General features: G+C 63.2%; 15 protein-coding genes. 5 read left to right on the top strand and 10 right to left on the bottom strand.

The genetic code is table 11. The annotated features are described in order from the left end of the window. Positions 1-4 precede the first annotated feature (4 nt). The 4 genes from spoT to NVV93_RS19475 form a co-directional block, all read right to left on the bottom strand. Positions 5-2,113 carry a bifunctional GTP diphosphokinase/guanosine-3',5'-bis pyrophosphate 3'-pyrophosphohydrolase gene (spoT, locus tag NVV93_RS19490; RefSeq protein ID WP_258252301.1) on the bottom strand — a complete coding sequence of 703 codons (2,109 nt, stop codon included), beginning with the start codon at positions 2,111-2,113 and terminating at the stop codon, positions 5-7. A 57-nt stretch (positions 2,114-2,170) separates the two neighbouring features. Next, the gene (gene rpoZ / locus NVV93_RS19485) at positions 2,171-2,434 is read right to left on the bottom strand and encodes a DNA-directed RNA polymerase subunit omega (RefSeq protein WP_258252300.1); all 264 of its coding nucleotides are present in this window, start codon (positions 2,432-2,434) and stop codon (positions 2,171-2,173) included. Between the two features lie 119 nt (positions 2,435-2,553). After that, the gene (gene gmk / locus NVV93_RS19480; protein WP_258252299.1) at positions 2,554-3,174 is read right to left on the bottom strand and encodes a guanylate kinase; all 621 of its coding nucleotides are present in this window, start codon (positions 3,172-3,174) and stop codon (positions 2,554-2,556) included. A 12-nt stretch (positions 3,175-3,186) separates the two neighbouring features. Further along, positions 3,187-4,050, bottom strand: a complete 864-nt coding sequence (locus tag NVV93_RS19475) for a YicC/YloC family endoribonuclease (protein WP_258252298.1) — start codon at positions 4,048-4,050, stop codon at positions 3,187-3,189. Between the two features lie 142 nt (positions 4,051-4,192). On the opposite strand from NVV93_RS19475, the gene rph reads away from it, so the two are divergent. Both rph and NVV93_RS19465 read left to right on the top strand, forming a co-directional pair. After that, a complete protein-coding gene (gene rph / locus NVV93_RS19470; RefSeq protein WP_258252297.1) occupies positions 4,193-4,915 on the top strand; it encodes a ribonuclease PH in 723 nt (240 codons plus the stop codon). A gap of 24 nt (positions 4,916-4,939) precedes the next feature. Then, positions 4,940-5,308: a DUF4870 domain-containing protein gene (locus tag NVV93_RS19465; protein ID WP_258252296.1), complete on the top strand. Its 369-nt coding sequence runs from the start codon at positions 4,940-4,942 to the stop codon at positions 5,306-5,308. A 59-nt stretch (positions 5,309-5,367) separates the two neighbouring features. On the opposite strand, the gene NVV93_RS19460 is transcribed toward NVV93_RS19465, so the two are convergent. Then, on the bottom strand, positions 5,368-6,147 hold the full coding sequence (locus tag NVV93_RS19460) for an exodeoxyribonuclease III (protein WP_258252295.1): 780 nt from the start codon (positions 6,145-6,147) through the stop codon (positions 5,368-5,370). Positions 6,148-6,229: 82 nt separating this feature from the next. On the opposite strand from NVV93_RS19460, the gene pyrE reads away from it, so the two are divergent. Together pyrE and NVV93_RS19450 are read left to right on the top strand one after the other, a co-directional pair. Next, on the top strand, positions 6,230-6,871 hold the full coding sequence (gene pyrE / locus NVV93_RS19455) for an orotate phosphoribosyltransferase (protein ID WP_258252294.1): 642 nt from the start codon (positions 6,230-6,232) through the stop codon (positions 6,869-6,871). 21 nt (positions 6,872-6,892) lie between these two features. Further along, positions 6,893-7,486, top strand: a complete 594-nt coding sequence (locus NVV93_RS19450) for a DUF4124 domain-containing protein (protein ID WP_258252293.1) — start codon at positions 6,893-6,895, stop codon at positions 7,484-7,486. Positions 7,487-7,671: 185 nt separating this feature from the next. On the opposite strand, the gene argB is transcribed toward NVV93_RS19450, so the two are convergent. From argB to coaBC, 4 genes are all read right to left on the bottom strand, one after another. Continuing rightward, entirely contained in the window at positions 7,672-8,577 is a 906-nt protein-coding gene (argB, locus tag NVV93_RS19445) for an acetylglutamate kinase (RefSeq protein ID WP_258252292.1), read from the bottom strand. 27 nt (positions 8,578-8,604) lie between these two features. Beyond that, positions 8,605-10,002 carry a phosphomannomutase/phosphoglucomutase gene (algC, locus tag NVV93_RS19440; RefSeq protein ID WP_258254428.1) on the bottom strand — a complete coding sequence of 466 codons (1,398 nt, stop codon included), beginning with the start codon at positions 10,000-10,002 and terminating at the stop codon, positions 8,605-8,607. Between the two features lie 1,260 nt (positions 10,003-11,262). Continuing rightward, complete coding sequence (dut, locus tag NVV93_RS19435) at positions 11,263-11,718, bottom strand: dUTP diphosphatase (RefSeq protein ID WP_258252291.1); 456 nt, start codon at positions 11,716-11,718, stop codon at positions 11,263-11,265. Between the two features lie 6 nt (positions 11,719-11,724). Further along, the gene (gene coaBC / locus NVV93_RS19430) at positions 11,725-12,933 is read right to left on the bottom strand and encodes a bifunctional phosphopantothenoylcysteine decarboxylase/phosphopantothenate--cysteine ligase CoaBC (protein ID WP_258252290.1); all 1,209 of its coding nucleotides are present in this window, start codon (positions 12,931-12,933) and stop codon (positions 11,725-11,727) included. A 134-nt stretch (positions 12,934-13,067) separates the two neighbouring features. On the opposite strand from coaBC, the gene radC reads away from it, so the two are divergent. Then, positions 13,068-13,742 carry a DNA repair protein RadC gene (radC, locus tag NVV93_RS19425; protein WP_258252289.1) on the top strand — a complete coding sequence of 225 codons (675 nt, stop codon included), beginning with the start codon at positions 13,068-13,070 and terminating at the stop codon, positions 13,740-13,742. Positions 13,743-13,784: 42 nt separating this feature from the next. On the opposite strand, the gene NVV93_RS19420 is transcribed toward radC, so the two are convergent. After that, positions 13,785-15,365, bottom strand: a complete 1,581-nt coding sequence (locus tag NVV93_RS19420; protein ID WP_258252288.1) for an ABC transporter substrate-binding protein — start codon at positions 15,363-15,365, stop codon at positions 13,785-13,787. Between the last annotated feature and the right edge of the window lie 178 nt (positions 15,366-15,543).

The following is a 15,543-nucleotide window of genomic DNA, read 5'->3' as shown; positions in this document are numbered from 1 at the left end:
GAGGCTAGGCGCGAGCGCGGGCGATGCGGATGACGCCGATCAGGCCGCGGAGTTTCTTGATCACCCGAGCCAGATGCACGCGGTCATGCACGCTGACCACCAACTGGACCACGCTGATGCGGCCGTCGCGCTCGTCCATGCTGATTTTTTCGATGTTGCCGTCGGCAGCGTTGACGCTGCTGGCGAGCAGCGCGATCAGGCCGCGCTGGTGCTCCAGTTCGACGCGCAGCTCGACATTGAATTCGCCGGTGACATCTTTGGCCCAGGACAGCTGGATGCATTTTTCCGGGCTGTGGCGGATCTCACTGATGTTCTTGCAGGTGTCCAGGTGCACGACCATGCCTTTGCCGGCCGACAGGTGGCCGACGATCGGATCACCCGGAATCGGCGTACAGCACTTGGCATAGCTCATCACCAGGCCTTCGGTACCGCGAATCGCCAGCGGCCCTTGGCTGTCCGGCAATTGCTCGCCGCTATCGGCCAGTAGTCGACGGGCGACTACATAGGCCATGCGGTTGCCCAGGCCGATGTCTTCGAGCAGGTCTTCGATGACTTCCAGATGGTATTCGCCGAGCACCAGTTTCACCCGGGCGGCGGGAATTTTTTCCAGATGACTGCTAAAGCCGGTGAGGACTTTGTTCAGCAGTCGTTCACCGAGGGCGATCGACTCCGAACGGCGCTGCTGCTTGAGGGCATGACGGATATGCGTGCGCGCCTTGCCGGTGACCACGAAATTCAGCCAGGCCGGGTTCGGCCGGGCGCCCGGCGCGGTGACGATTTCCACCGTCGAACCGCTTTCCAGGGCCTGTGACAGTGGCGCCAGGCGCCGATTGATGCGGCAGGCGATGCACGAGTTGCCGACGTCGGTGTGCACCGCATAGGCGAAGTCGACCGCGGTGGAGCCTTTCGGCAGCTCCATGATCCGGCCCTTGGGCGTGAACACGTAGACCTCGTCGGGGAACAGGTCGATCTTCACGCTCTCGATGAATTCCAGCGAGTTGCCGGCGCGTTGCTGCAGCTCGAGGATGCCCTTGACCCACTGGCGGGCGCGCGCGTGGTTGCCCTTCTGCGCGTCGTCCTCGCTGGACTTGTACAGCCAGTGCGCGGCGATGCCGTGGTTGGCCATCTCTTCCATCTCGCGGGTGCGGATCTGGATCTCGATGGGCACGCCGTGCATGCCGAACAGGGTGGTGTGCAGCGACTGGTAGCCGTTGGCCTTGGGGATCGCGATGTAGTCCTTGAAGCGCCCGGGCAGCGGCTTGTACAGGTTGTGCACGGCGCCGAGCACGCGGTAGCAGGTGTCGACTTTGTCGACGATGATGCGGAAGGCGTAGACGTCCATGATCTCGTTGAACGCCCGGCGCTTGCCGCGCATCTTCTTGTAGATGCTGTAGAGGTGCTTCTCGCGGCCGATCACCTCGCCGCTCATGCCTTCGCGGGTCAGGCAGTGGGTCAGCGATTCCTCGATCTTGTTGACGATTTCCTTGCGGTTGCCGCGCGCGCCACGCACCGCAGCACGGATGCGCGCCGAGCGCATCGGGTGCATGGCCTTGAAGCCGAGGTCTTCGAACTCCACGCGCATGCTGTGCATGCCCAGGCGGTTGGCGATCGGCGCGTAGATCTCCAGGGTTTCCTTGGCGATCCGTCGGCTCTTCTCGTGCGGCATGGCATCGAGGGTGCGCATGTTGTGCAGGCGGTCGGCGAGCTTGACCAGAATCACGCGGATGTCGCGGGCCATGGCCATGGCCATCTTCTGGAAGTTCTCGGCCTGCGCCTCGGCCTTGGTCTGGAAGTCCATCTGGGTCAGCTTGCTGACTCCGTCGACCAGCTCGGCGACGGTCTCGCCGAACTGCGCGCTGAGGGCTTCCTTGGCGATGCCGGTGTCCTCGATGACGTCATGCAGCATCGCGGCCATCAGGCTCTGATGGTCCATGTGCATGTCGGCGAGGATATTGGCAACGGCCAGCGGATGGGTGACGTAGGCTTCGCCGCTACGACGGCGTTGGCCGTCGTGGGCTTGTTCGGCGTAGAAGTACGCGCGGCGGACCAGATTGACCTGGTCATTGCCGAGGTAGGTCGAAAGTTGATCGGCGAGGGCGTCTATGTTCGGCATGGGTTCACCCCTTGCCGACTTGGCTCCTGCGTCGCGACACTTCGACCAGGCATAGGCTTACAGGGCCTCGTTGGCCTCTTCCTCGAAATTACCGAACAGCGGTTCGTCATCGACGATTTCGTCTTGGGCGATGACATCGTAATCAACCAGGCCGGCCGCGATTTCACGCAGGGCGACGACGGTTGGTTTGTCGTTTTCCCAAGCTACCTTGGGCTCTTTGCCGCCGGTGGCCAGTTGACGGGAACGCTTGGTGGCGAGCATGACCAGCTCGAAGCGGTTATCGACGTTGTCCAGGCAGTCTTCAACGGTAACGCGGGCCATGGTGTTCCTCTAGCGACATAAATGAGCAAAAAACCGTACCCGAATGGGCGGGCGGACTAGATAGTCTAAAAAATAGCCAGCATTTAGGGAAGAGCGGATTTTCCTCCACCCTCCTTTGGTTAGGCCAGCAGCTCGCTCAGCAAGCCGGCGTGGCGCTGTTGCTGACTACTTTGATGCAGTTGGTTGGCGCGGAAAATCGCCTTCAAGTCGGTCAGCGCGTGGGCGAAGTCGTCATTGATCACCACGTAGTCGTACTCGACGTAATGGCTCATCTCGCTGACCGCTTCACGCATCCGCCGCTCGATCACGTCGCTGCTGTCCTGGCCGCGGTTGGTCAGGCGATGACGTAGCGCCTCCTGAGTCGGCGGCAGGATGAAAATCGATTTCGACTGCGGCATCAGCTTGCGCACCTGTTGGGCGCCTTGCCAGTCGATCTCCAGAATCAGGTCGTAGCCTTCGCCGAGGGTTTGCTCCAGCCAGCGCTGCGAGGTGCCGTAGAGATTGCCGAAGACTTCCGCATGCTCAAGGAACTCGCCGCGCTCGAGCATGCCGAGGAAGGCCGCATGGTCGACAAAGTGGTAGTTGACCCCGTCCGCCTCACCCGGGCGCATGGCGCGCGTGGTGTGCGAAACGGAGACGCGGATTTGCGCAACGGTATCGATCAGGGCTTTGACCAGGCTGGTCTTGCCCGCGCCGGAAGGGGCGGAAATGATGTACAGCGTGCCGGTGGGGGCGTTCATAGCGGGTCTGCCTTACTCGATGTTCTGGACTTGTTCGCGCATTTGTTCGATCAGCACCTTGAGGTTGACCGCGGCCTGAGTGCTGCGTGGGTCGAAGGCTTTCGAGCCGAGGGTGTTGGCTTCGCGATTGAGTTCCTGCATCAGGAAGTCCAGGCGCCGGCCTGCAGCGCCGCCGGCTTTGAGCACCCGGCGCACCTCGCTGACGTGGGTGCTGAGGCGGTCCAGCTCTTCGGCGACGTCGCTTTTCTGTGCCAGCAACACGAGCTCTTGTTCCAGGCGTTGCGGATCCAGCTCAGCCTTCATCTCGGTGAAGCGATCCAGAATCTTCTGCCGCTGACCGGCGAGCATCTGTGGCACCAGGACGCGTAGATTGGCGACTTCGGCGCCAATGCTATCCAGGCGCTCGCTGAGTAGTTTGGCCAATTCCGCGCCTTCGCGGGCGCGCCCGGCCTTCAGCTCGTCGAGCGCCTGTACGAAGAGTTCCAAGGCGGCTTTATTCAGCGCCTGCGGGTCGGCGGAGTCGGCCACCAATACGCCCGGCCAGGCCAGCACTTCCAGGGGATTGAGGGCGGCGGGCTGCTTGATCAGGGCGGCGACACTCTCGGCGGCGGCGACGATCTGCGCGGCGCGCTCGCGATCGACTTGCAGCGCCTGGCCGGCGCTGTCCTCGGCAAAACGCAAGGTGCACTCCACTTTGCCGCGCGAGAGGCCTTGGCGCAGCGCTTCGCGCACCGCGCCCTCGAGATCACGGAAGGCATCCGGCAGGCGCAGGTGCGGCTCCAGATAGCGGTGGTTAACCGAGCGCAGTTCCCAGCTCAGGGTGCCGTGGTTACCAGCCCGCTCGACGCGGGCGAAGGCCGTCATGCTGTGCACCATGGGGAATACCTCGCGAATGGAAGACGGAACGGAAGGCGCAGGATTGTAGCGCAGAGCGCCCACCGCTCCAATTTGCCGTGTCGCCCTGGCTGGGCCGCCCTATAATGCCGAGCAGATTCCCGTCCTTTACTAGGTAACCCCGATGAAACGTCCAAGTGGCCGCGCCGCTGATCAGCTGCGCCCGATCTCTATCACCCGCAACTACACCAAGCACGCCGAGGGTTCGGTGTTGGTCGAGTTCGGCGATACCAAAGTGATCTGCACGGTCAGCGTCGAAAACGGCGTGCCGCGTTTTCTCAAGGGCCAAGGCCAGGGTTGGTTGACTGCCGAGTACGGCATGTTGCCGCGTGCTACCGGCGAGCGTAACCAGCGCGAGGCCAGCCGTGGCAAGCAAGGCGGGCGCACCTTGGAAATCCAGCGTTTGATCGGTCGTTCGCTACGTGCCGCCCTGGATATGTCCAAGCTTGGCGAAATCACCTTGTATGTCGACTGCGACGTGATCCAGGCCGACGGTGGTACCCGTACCGCCTCGATCACCGGGGCAATGGTGGCGCTGGTCGATGCGCTGCGTGTGGTCAAAAAGCGTGGCGGCCTGAAAGGTGGCGACCCGCTCAAGCAGATGATCGCCGCGGTATCGGTAGGCATGTACCAGGGTGAGCCGGTGCTGGATCTGGATTATCTGGAAGACTCCGCCGCCGAAACCGATCTCAACGTGGTGATGACCGATGCCGGTGGTTTCATCGAAGTCCAGGGCACTGCCGAAGGCGCGCCATTCCAGCCCGCCGACTTGAATGCCATGCTCGCCTTGGCGCAGAAGGGCCTGATCGAGCTGGTCGAACTGCAGAACACCGCCCTCGCCGATTGATCAACTGCACGCATGGAGAGCCATATGACCGATAACCAGATGCCGCTGCCAACGCCCAGTCAGCCCGCGCGTCAGTGGGCGATGCTGTGCCACTTCGCGGCTTTTTTGGGCCTGCTGGTGCCGTTCGGCAATCTGTTCGGTCCGCTGATTCTCTGGCAGATCAAAAAAGACGCCGATCCGTTCATCGATGCTCAGGGCAAGGAAGCGCTGAACTTCCAGATCACCGTCAGCATCGCTGCTTTGGTGTGCATTCTGCTGATGCTGGTGGTGATCGGCTTCGTGCTGCTCGGCGTGCTGGGCGTGGGTGCCCTGGTGCTGACCATCATTGGCGGGGTGAAGGCCAACGAGGGTCAGGATTATCGTTACCCGTTCTGCTGGCGCTTGCTCAAGTAAGCGCGGCAGACACGAAAAGCCGGCGCGATGCCGGCTTTTTCATGTCTGCTAGTTGGTGCTCAGACCGTCAGCGTCCAGTCGTAGTCGACAATCAGCGGCGCATGCTGGGAGAAGCGTGGCTGACGCGGCAGGCGCGCTCCGCGTACGAAGCGGCGCAGGCCCGGAGTCAGTAGTTGATAGTCGAAACGCCAGCCGAGATTGAGCAATTCGGCCTGTTCGTTGTCCGGCCACCAGCTGAATTGCTCGCCTTCGCGGTTGATTTCACGCAGCGCATCGACGTAGCCCATGGTCCCGACCACTTCGTCCAGCCAGGCACGCTCAGGCGCCAGGAAGCCCGGTGACTGTTGGCAATCGCGCCAGTTCTTCACATCCATCTTCTGGTGCGCCACATACAGCGAACCGCTGTAGATGTACTCACGGCGCTTGCGCCGCTGCTTATCCAGATAATGAGTGAAGTCGTCCATGAACTTGAATTTATGATTCAAGCTCTCGTCGCCGTTCTGTCCGGAAGGCAGCAGCACGCTGGCAATGCTGACCTTGTCGAAGTCGGCCTGCAGATAACGCCCATAGCGATCGGCACTCTCGAAACCCAGTCCGCTGATCACCGCTTTGGGCTGCAGGCGCGAATAGAGCGCCACGCCCCCTTGGTCGGGCACTTCCGCTTCGCAGGCGTACAGAAAATAACCATCCAGCTGGAGGGCTGGGTCGTCCAGTTCAAAGGCGGATGCGCGGGTGTCTTGCAGGCAGATGACGTCGGCATTCTGGGCTTGCAGCCAGCTGAGAAGTCCTCGCTCGACGGCAGCTTGAATACCATTCACGTTGACACTAATGATCCGCATAAATGGCCCCCAAAAACACGTGCGTGTATGATACCCGAGCTCACTTCAATTAGCTAAATCCGTGCCGTTCGGGGCTTTTTTCATGCAAGCGTACCAGCGCGATTTCATCCGATTTGCCATCGAACGCGGAGTCCTGCGTTTCGGTCAGTTCACCCTCAAGTCCGGACGCACCAGTCCCTATTTTTTCAATGCCGGGTTGTTCAATAGCGGCGCCGCTCTGGCGCGGCTGGGGCAGTTCTATGCCGCGGCAGTAGTCGACAGCGGGATCGATTTCGATGTGTTGTTCGGGCCGGCCTATAAAGGCATTCCGTTAGCGGCGAGCACTGCCGTGGCGTTGGCCGACAAGCATGGTCGCGACCTGCCATGGTGCTTCAATCGTAAGGAAGCCAAGGCTCATGGCGAAGGTGGCACGCTGGTCGGCGCGCCGCTGCAAGGTCGGGTGCTGATCGTCGACGATGTGATCACCGCCGGCACGGCGATCCGCGAGGTCATGCAAATCATTCAAGACCAGGGTGCGCAAGCCGCTGGTGTGCTGATCGCCTTGAACCGCCAGGAGCGCGGCCAAGGCGAGCTGTCGGCCATCCAGGAAGTCGAGCGTGATTTCAAAATGCCAGTAGTGAGTATTGTGTCGCTCGAACAAGTACTGGAATATCTCGCGGGGGATGCTGCACTGAACGAATATCTACCCGCGGTGCAGGCCTATCGCGATCAGTACGGGATATAACAACGACAAGGTTTCGCCTTAATGCTCAAGCTGGCTTCGCTGCGCGTCGTGCTGTTGCTGGGTTCGTTATTGCCATTCGCCGCCCAAGCGACCGAGTTGTATCGCTACGTCAACGATAAAGGCGTGACTGTGCTTGATCGTCAGGGTGTGCCGCCGCAGTACATCGGCGGGGGTTATGAGGTCCTCAACGATCAGGGCCGAGTCGTCAAAGTCGTACCGCCGGCGCCAAGCCGCGAAGAGATGCAGCGGCAACTGGCCGAAAAGGCTAGGGCCAGTTCGGATGCGCAGTTGCTACGGCTGTATAGCACGCTGGACGATGTCGATCGGGCCAAGGGCCGCAAGCTCGCCGAGCTGGATGGGGTGATCGGCGTGGCCCGCGGCAATCTGCAGTCGCTGCGCACCCAGCAAGCCAGCCTGCAGAGCCAGGCCGCCGATCAGGAGCGCGCCGGGCGCCAAGTGCCCGAGCATCTGGTCGCACAAATTGGCAACCTGAAGGCGGAGCAGGTGCACGCCGAGCAGGACATCAAACGCTATGAAAACGCGCGCAAACAGGCGGAAGCCAGTTTTGGCGCCGACCGTGCGCGGCTGGCCAAGCTGCTCGGCGTTCAACCGTAACGCTATTGCGGATCGCGGCGCACTGCGGGCCCAGTACCTTCGCGCCAGCCGTGCGGTAGCGGGCCTGCGCTTTGGTCGATGGCGACCATAGGCAGCATCTAGAAATTACTCTGGAACATGCGGTGGCGACTTTCGCCCAGCGCACGCGTGTGTGTGGCTGGAGCGAAAGTCGGCAGGCTTAATGGTTAGCGTTGCTTGCGGTTACAGATCAGGGTGCCGACGCCGCTGTCGGTGAAGATCTCCAGCAGCACCGCATGCGGCACGCGGCCGTCGATGATATGTGCGCTGGTGACACCGCCCTGGACGGCTTCCAGGGCGCAACGGATCTTCGGCAGCATGCCGCCGTAAATCGTGCCGTCGGCGATCAGCCCGTCCACCTGCTCGGTAGTCAGGCCGGTCAGCACCTGACCTTGCTTGTCCATCAGGCCGGCGATGTTGGTCAGTAGCATGAGCTTTTCCGCGCGCAAGGCCTCGGCGACCTTACCGGCGACCAGGTCGGCGTTGATGTTGTACGACTCGCCCTCGGCGCCGACCCCGATGGGCGCGATCACCGGAATGAAGTCGCCCTTGACCAGCATGTTCAGCAGGTCGGTGTTGACCCCGACGACTTCGCCAACGTGGCCGATGTCGATGATTTCCGGCTGGGTCATCTCCGGGGTCTGGCGGCTGACGGTGAGCTTCTTGGCGCGGATCAACTCGGCATCCTTGCCGGTCAGGCCGATGGCGCTGCCGCCGTGGCGGTTGATCAGATTGACGATGTCTTTGTTGACCTGGCCGCCGAGAACCATCTCCACCACATCCATGGTCTGCGCATCGGTAACGCGCATGCCGTCGATGAAATGGCTTTCAATCGACAGGCGCTTGAGCAGATCGCCGATCTGCGGGCCGCCGCCATGGACGACCACCGGATTGATGCCGACGGCTTTCATCAGCACGATATCGCGGGCGAAGCCTTCCTTCAGCTCATCGCTCTCCATGGCGTTACCGCCGTACTTGATCACCAGGGTCTTGCCCACGAAGCGGCGGATATACGGCAGCGCCTCGGACAGTACTTTGGCGATGTTGGTGGCGGCGTCACGGTTAAGGGTCATGCGGAGCTCCAGTGCAGCAAATTGCGGTCAGAACGGCAGAGTGAGGTCGGGGGCGACGAGGTTCAGCTGGGCGCGGAAGATCGCCTGGATGCGTTCCAGTTCTTCGGCGGTGTCGCCTTCGAAACGCAGCACCAGCACCGGCGTGGTGTTGGAGGCGCGCACCAGGCCCCAGCCCTTGGGGTAGTCGACGCGCACACCGTCCAGGGTGGTGATGCTGCCTTCGCCCCACTGACCGCCGCTTTGCAGCGCATCGATCAGGCTGAATTTGCTTTCTTCGGTGACCTGGATATTGATTTCCGGGGTCGACACGTCGACCGGGAAGGCCGAGAACACGTGCTCGGCGTCGCGCTTGTCGAGGCTGAGGATTTCCAGCAGACGTGCGGCGCTATAGATGCCATCGTCGAAGCCGAACCAGCGCTCCTTGAAGAAGATATGGCCACTCATCTCGCCGGCCAGCAGCGCGCCATTTTCCTTCATCTTTTTCTTGATCAGCGAGTGGCCGGTCTTCCACATCACCGGGCGGCCGCCGTAGCCGCTGATCAGCGCGCCGAGGCGACGGGTACATTTGACGTCGAAGATCACGTCGGCACCCGGATTGCGCGACACCACATCCTTGGCGAACAGCATCATCAGGCGGTCGGGATAGATGATGGTGCCGGTGTTGGTGACCACGCCGACGCGGTCGCCATCACCATCGAAGGCCAGGCCGAGGTCGGCCTTCTCTTCTTTGACCTTGGCGATCAGGTCGACCAGGTTTTCCGGCTTGCCCGGGTCGGGGTGGTGATTGGGGAAGTTACCGTCGACCTCGCAGAACAGCGGAATCACTGTGCAACCCAGCGCCTCGATCAGCTGCGGGGCGATCACGCCGGCGGCGCCGTTGCCGCAGTCGACCACCACCTTAAGCGGCTTGGCCAGGGCGATGTCATCGCGGATCTGCTTGAAGTAGCGATCGAGAATCTCGACCTGCTCGACGCTGCCCTGGCCGCTGGGCAGGTCGTTGTTGTCGATGCGTTGGCGCAATGCCTGGATCTGTTCGTTGGCCAGGGTATCGCCGGCGATCATGATCTTGAAACCGTTGTAATCCGGTGGGTTGTGGCTGCCGGTGAGCATCACTCCAGACTTGCCGGCCAGCACATTGGCCGCGTAATACAGCACCGGGGTCGGCACCATGCCGATATCGCTGACCTCGCAGCCGGCTTCGACCAGGCCCTGGATCAGCGCCTGCACCAGCTCGGGGCCGGACAGGCGGCCGTCGCGGCCGACCGACACATTCGGTTCACCCTGGGCGAGGCTCTCCGCGCCAACGGCACGGCCGACCCAATAGGCGGTTTCGCGGGTCAGGGTCTCACCGACCACGCCACGGATGTCGTAGGCGCGGAAAATGCTGGCGGGCAATTTGGGGGCGGCAATTGCGTGGTCACTCATGGCGGGGGCTTGCTCCAATCCCAGGAGATCCTGGTCTTCGTCGAGGATGTCGATATCGAGAATATCGGTGTCTTGAAACAGCGGGTCGACCAACTCACTGGCTTTGGTCGGACCCGCGCCGTTGGGGCTGTCGGTCGGGCTGGCAGATTTGCCGTTGCCGTTGCCATTGCTGGCGTGGTTGGGTGCCGCCGGGCGCGGCAAGCGCGCCAGGGACTGAGCCAGACCGTTCAGTTCGGGCAGGCGCAGGCTGAAGGCTTTGACGGCTTTACCGCTGGAGAGTTCGCGCAGCATCTGCCCGAGTTGCTCCACATCGTCGCGCAGGCGGCGGCGTTGGCCGCGCTGTTGCAGGGCCAGACCGACCAGGGCGCCAACCAGCACCAGCAGCGTGGCAATGCCCAGCAGCAGCGGCGAAAGGCTACCTTGTTGGAGGTTCGGGCCGCCGGCGAAGCTGAGCTTCCAGTTCGGGTTGCCGCTCTCGAAGGCTTGCGCCGCGCCGGTGACAGGATCGCCGCGCTGGGCCAGGAGCTGCGCCGGGCTATTGCCGAACTGCTGCACCAGTTGCAGCTGGCCGACTTCGCTGGGCAGCGGCGGCAGACTGGCGAGCAGGCGTTGCAGGTCGAAAACCAATAGCAGCGTGCCCTGCAGCGGAGCCTCGTCGCCCATGCGCAGCGGCGCGACGCTGTAGATCAGCCAGCGCTGGTCGCTCTTGTAGGCCTCTGGCGCAGGAATTTGGCCGTTCTCCACCCGCCGTAGCAGGTCGAGCGCGGCGAAATTCACCGGCCCTGCGCCACTGGCGTCCTGGCTAGCTTGGCCGGGCAGGTTGATATGCGCGTCGATCACCCCATCCCAATAGCTGAGACTGCGCTCGGCGGCGCGAATCTGCGTGCTGTCCTGGCTCTGCAAGGCTTCCTGCAGCCGTGGGTTGCGCGCAGCGGCAAAGGTGTCGGCACGCAGTTGCTTGATGGCCTGTTGCAGGGCAGTTGCCTGGCTAGTGCCCCAGGCATCGGCCAGTTGCTGGCGTTGCGCCTGCTGCTGACTATGCAGGCCGCCGAACCACAGCAACGCCGCGGCGGCGAGCAGGCCGGCGATGGGGGCGGCGAGGCTCGGCAGCAGGGCCAGTAGATGGCTTTTGTCGTCGTTGCCGGCGGTGCGAGGCGCGCTGGTCAGCAGCTGACTCTCGGCAGCCTGATCCTTGGCGGGGCGCTTGAAGAGTTTCACGGTAGATCTCCTCGGCAATTCATCCTGAACGGTGGAGGCGCTTCAATGGCTGCCGGAGTGACCGAAACCGCCAGCGCCGCGCTGGCTTTCGTCGAACTCGTCGACCAGTTCGAAATGGGCCTGCACCACCGGGACCAGGATCAGCTGGGCGATCCGCTCGCCGACGGCGATCTGGAACGTGCTCTGTCCGCGGTTCCAGCAGGACACCATCAGCTCGCCCTGGTAATCGGAGTCGATCAGGCCGACCAGGTTGCCGAGCACGATGCCGTGCTTGTGGCCGAGGCCAGAGCGCGGCAGGACCAGTGCCGCCAGGCCTGGATCGGCGATGTAGATCGACAGGCCGGTCGGAATCAGCAGGGTCTGGCCCGGCTCAAGGGTGGTGTCTTCCTGGAGCATGGCGCGCAGGTCGAGGCCGGCGGAGCCCGGAGTGGCGTATTGCGGCAGCGGGAAATCGCGGCCGAGGCGCGCGTCGAGAATCTTGGCTTGCAGTGAGTGCATGGGGTCTCAGGCCTGGTTGAGGCGGTCGGCGATGAAGGCGATCAGCTGGCGGGCGATCTTGCCCTTGCTGGTCTGGGCGAAGCTAGTCTGCCGCTGTTCGCGATCAATGATGGTGATGGCGTTCTCTTCGCTGTTGAAGCCGATGGTGGGGTTGGCCACATCGTTAGCGACGATCAGGTCGAGGTTTTTGTCACGCAGCTTGCGCGAGGCGTAGTCGAGCAGATTTTCGGTTTCGGCGGCGAAACCCACGCTGAACGGACGGTCGTCGCGACCGGCGAGGGTGGCGAGGATGTCCGGGTTGCGCACCATCTGCAGGAACAGGCCGTCGCCGGTGCTCGGGTCTTTCTTCAATTTGTGTTGGGCGACCACTTCCGGACGGTAGTCGGCTACCGCGGCGGCAGCGATCAGTAGGTCGCAGGGCATCGCGGCTTCGCAGGCGGCGAGCATGTCGCGGGCGCTGACCACGTCGATCCGGTTGACCCGGTCGGGTGTCGGCAAATACACCGGGCCACTCACCAGGGTCACTCGCGCACCAGCTTCGGCGGCGGCTTCGGCGAGGGCAAAACCCATCTTGCCGGAGCTGTGGTTGGTGATATAGCGCACCGGGTCGATGTTTTCCTGGGTCGGCCCGGCAGTGATCAGTACGTGCTTGCCGTCCAGCGCCTGGCGCTGGAAGCAGTCGGCGGCGAGCTGGGCCAGGTCGTCGGCTTCGAGCATGCGACCGAGGCCGACGTCGCCGCAGGCCTGGCTGCCGGAGGCTGGGCCGAACACGCGCAGACCGCGGCTGGCGAGCAGCTCGAGGTTGGCCTGGGTCGCCGGGTCGCGCCACATCGCCTGATTCATCGCTGGGGCGAGGGCCACGGTGGCGTCGGTGGCCAGCACCAGGGTGGTCAGCAGATCGTCGGCGTTGCCCTGTGCCAGACGCGCCAGCAGTTCAGCCGTGGCCGGAGCGATCAGGACCAGATCGGCCCAGCGCGCCAACTCGATGTGACCCATGCCGGCCTCGGCCTCGGGATCGAGCAGCTCGAGGTGCACGGGATGGCCGGACAGCGCCTGTAGGGTCAGCGGGGTGATGAATTCACGACCGCCGCGGGTCATGACCACACGAACTTCGGCGCCTTGATCGCGCAGACGGCGGACCAACTCGGCACTCTTGTAGGCAGCGATACCGCCACCCACGCCCAGGACGATGCGTTTCCGATACAGCCGCTGCATTAGAACTGCCTTACACAGAGTTAATGGAGTCATCGCGCACGCTGCCCGCCCTGGCTGGTCGTGGCGCAAAAAAGAGGGCTACGATAGCACAGCGCCCGCACCGGAACAGCGGGCCAGCTCGACAGGGAGAGGGTATGAGCATTCGTGATTGGCCTGCGGCGGAACGCCCGCGGGAGAAGCTTTTGCAGCACGGCGCGGGCACCTTGAGCGACGCCGAATTGCTGGCGATTTTCCTGCGCACGGGAGTCACCGGCAAGAGTGCGGTGGATCTGGCGCGTCACCTGCTGAACGATTTCGGCAGCTTACGGGCCTTGCTCGAGGCGGATTTAGCCTCGTTCAGCCAGCATCTGGGGCTCGGTCCCGCCAAGTTCGCCCAGTTGCAGGCAGTGCTGGAAATGGCCCGCCGTCATCTCGCCGAGCGCTTGCGCCGCGACTCGGCGCTGGAAAGTCCGCAGGCGGTGCGCGATTACCTGAAAGCCCAGCTGCGCCACGAAGCGCATGAAGTGTTCGGCTGCCTGTTTCTCGACAGCAAGCATCGCGTGTTGGCCTTCGAGGCGTTGTTTCGCGGCACGGTCGACGGCGCCAGCGTGTATCCGCGTCAGGTGGTCAAGCGCGCTCTGGCGCACAACGCGGCGGCGGTGATTCTTACCCATAACCATCCTTCGGGAGTCGCCGAGCCGAGTCAGGCGGATCGCGTGCTGACTCAGCGGCTGAAAGAGGCGTTGGGTTACGTCGATGTGCGGGTACTCGACCACTTTATCGTCGGCGACGGCGAGCCGTTGTCGATGGCTGAGCTGGGTTGGTTGTAGCAACGGGCGGCTGCCCATCAGTGCTCCGTCGCCCGCGCGGTATCAGCGTTGCAAGCTGACGTTGGTGAAGTCCTGGCGACCGAAAGGGCTGACCTGATAGCCGCTGACTTCCTTGCGCGCCAGCACCGCTGCGCGTGGGTGAGCCAGTGGCAGCCACAGCGCCTGCTGCTGGATGATCGCCTGCGCCTCCTTATATAAGCGGCTGCGTTCCGCCTGGTCGGTGCTGCGCTTGCCGGCATCGATCAGGCGATCCAGGGCGGGGTCGCAATAACGCGCGAAATTGGTCCCCGCTTGCACTGCAGCACAGGAAAACTGCGGGGTGAGGAAGTTGTCCGGATCGCCATTGTCGCCGGCCCAGCCCATGAACAGCAGATCGTGCTCGCCAGCTTTGGCGCGGCGGATCAACTCGCCCCATTCGACCACGCGAATCTCCGCCTGGATGCCGACTTCGGCCAGATCGGCCTGCAGCAACTGCGCGCCGAGGCTGGGGTTGGGATTCAGCAGGCTGCTCGAGGGCCGCGTCCACAGCGTGGTCTTGAAGCCATCGGCCAACCCGGCCTTGGCCAGCAGCGCACGGGCCTGCTGCGGGTCATGGGTGTAGCCGGGCAATTCGCTGGCGTAGCTCCAGGTGTTCGGCGGGTAGGGGCCGCTGGCGGGGCTGGCGCTGTCCTCGAAGAGCGCCTTGAGGTAGCTGGTCTTGTCGAAGGCGAGGTTGATCGCCTGGCGCACTTCCGGGTTGTCCAGCGGCGCATGCTGGCTGTTGAGGGCGACGAAGGCGGTCATGAACGCCGGTGTGTCGAGCACCTGCAGGCTCGGATCGCTGGCGGCGGCGCGGGCGTCCAGCGGCTTGGGCGACAGGGCGATATGGCACTCGCCGCGGCGCAGCTTCTGCAGGCGCACGTTGGCGTCCGGGGTGATGGCAAACACCAGTGCATCGACCGCCGGTTTGCCGGCGAAGTAATCGGAATTGGCGCTGTAGCGCACCAGCGCATCCTTCTGGAAGCGCTTGAGGATGAACGGCCCGGTGCCGACTGGCTGGCTGTTGAGCTTCTCCGGTGTGCTGGCCTTGAGCAGCTGGTCGGCGTATTCGGCGGAGTAGATCGAGGCGAAGCCCATGCTCAGCGTGGCGAGAAAGGTCGCATCCGGATGCGTCAGAGTGAAGCGCACGGTTAGCGGGTCGGGCGCCTCGATCTGCTTGATCAGCGCCGGCAACTGCATCGACTGGGCGTGTGGGTAGCCGCTCGGCGCGGTCTTGTACCAGGCGTGGCTTGGCTCGAGCATGCGTTGAAAACTGAACAGTACGTCATCGGCATTCAGATCGCGGTTGGGACTGAACCACGCGGTGCGCTGGAATTTCACCCCGGGGCGCAGTTTGAAGCTGTAGCGCAGGCCGTCGGGCGAGACTTCCCAGCTTTGCGCCAGGCTCGGGCGCAGCTCGCCGCTGCCAGCATCGAAGTCGACCAGCCGATTCATCAAGACGTCAGCCGAGGCATTGGTGGTGGTCAGCGAGTTGTACTGCACCACATCGAAGCCTTCCGGACTGGCTTCGGTGCAAACGCTGAGGGTGGTTGCGGCCTGGGCCAGCAGCGGGGCGAACAACAATGGCAAGGCTGCAAGACGCATGCGGAGCTCCTAGACGGTCGGCGAGCGCGGAAAGGGATTTACCCTAGACCATGGCGGCGAGCGGTACAACGGTGGAGACTGACGGGCGGTCGAGCGTCGAAATATGCCTTGAGCGCGCGGCATGGTGGGGTTACCGATTGTCGGCAGGGCGGTTCAGGGCATCACCAAACTTGTTGAT

The organism is Pseudomonas sp. LS44 (assembly GCF_024730785.1).
GTDB lineage: Bacteria > Pseudomonadota > Gammaproteobacteria > Pseudomonadales > Pseudomonadaceae > Aquipseudomonas.
The sequence above is the reverse complement of the archived record's forward strand: the minus strand, read 5'-3'. Positions and strand labels throughout refer to the sequence as shown.

What these genes read in the sequence shown, in the direction of transcription:
- spoT (WP_258252301.1), bottom strand. Translation starts at nt 2,113, where the DNA reads ATGCCGAACATAGACGCCCTCGCCGATCAACTTTCGACCTACCTCGGC.
- rpoZ (WP_258252300.1), bottom strand. Translation starts at nt 2,434, where the DNA reads ATGGCCCGCGTTACCGTTGAAGACTGCCTGGACAACGTCGATAACCGC.
- gmk (WP_258252299.1), bottom strand. Translation starts at nt 3,174, where the DNA reads ATGAACGCCCCCACCGGCACGCTGTACATCATTTCCGCCCCTTCCGGC.
- NVV93_RS19475 (WP_258252298.1), bottom strand. Translation starts at nt 4,050, where the DNA reads ATGGTGCACAGCATGACGGCCTTCGCCCGCGTCGAGCGGGCTGGTAAC.
- rph (WP_258252297.1), top strand. Translation starts at nt 4,193, where the DNA reads ATGAAACGTCCAAGTGGCCGCGCCGCTGATCAGCTGCGCCCGATCTCT.
- NVV93_RS19465 (WP_258252296.1), top strand. Translation starts at nt 4,940, where the DNA reads ATGACCGATAACCAGATGCCGCTGCCAACGCCCAGTCAGCCCGCGCGT.
- NVV93_RS19460 (WP_258252295.1), bottom strand. Translation starts at nt 6,147, where the DNA reads ATGCGGATCATTAGTGTCAACGTGAATGGTATTCAAGCTGCCGTCGAG.
- pyrE (WP_258252294.1), top strand. Translation starts at nt 6,230, where the DNA reads ATGCAAGCGTACCAGCGCGATTTCATCCGATTTGCCATCGAACGCGGA.
- NVV93_RS19450 (WP_258252293.1), top strand. Translation starts at nt 6,893, where the DNA reads ATGCTCAAGCTGGCTTCGCTGCGCGTCGTGCTGTTGCTGGGTTCGTTA.
- argB (WP_258252292.1), bottom strand. Translation starts at nt 8,577, where the DNA reads ATGACCCTTAACCGTGACGCCGCCACCAACATCGCCAAAGTACTGTCC.
- algC (WP_258254428.1), bottom strand. Translation starts at nt 10,002, where the DNA reads ATGAGTGACCACGCAATTGCCGCCCCCAAATTGCCCGCCAGCATTTTC.
- dut (WP_258252291.1), bottom strand. Translation starts at nt 11,718, where the DNA reads ATGCACTCACTGCAAGCCAAGATTCTCGACGCGCGCCTCGGCCGCGAT.
- coaBC (WP_258252290.1), bottom strand. Translation starts at nt 12,933, where the DNA reads ATGCAGCGGCTGTATCGGAAACGCATCGTCCTGGGCGTGGGTGGCGGT.
- radC (WP_258252289.1), top strand. Translation starts at nt 13,068, where the DNA reads ATGAGCATTCGTGATTGGCCTGCGGCGGAACGCCCGCGGGAGAAGCTT.
- NVV93_RS19420 (WP_258252288.1), bottom strand. Translation starts at nt 15,365, where the DNA reads ATGCGTCTTGCAGCCTTGCCATTGTTGTTCGCCCCGCTGCTGGCCCAG.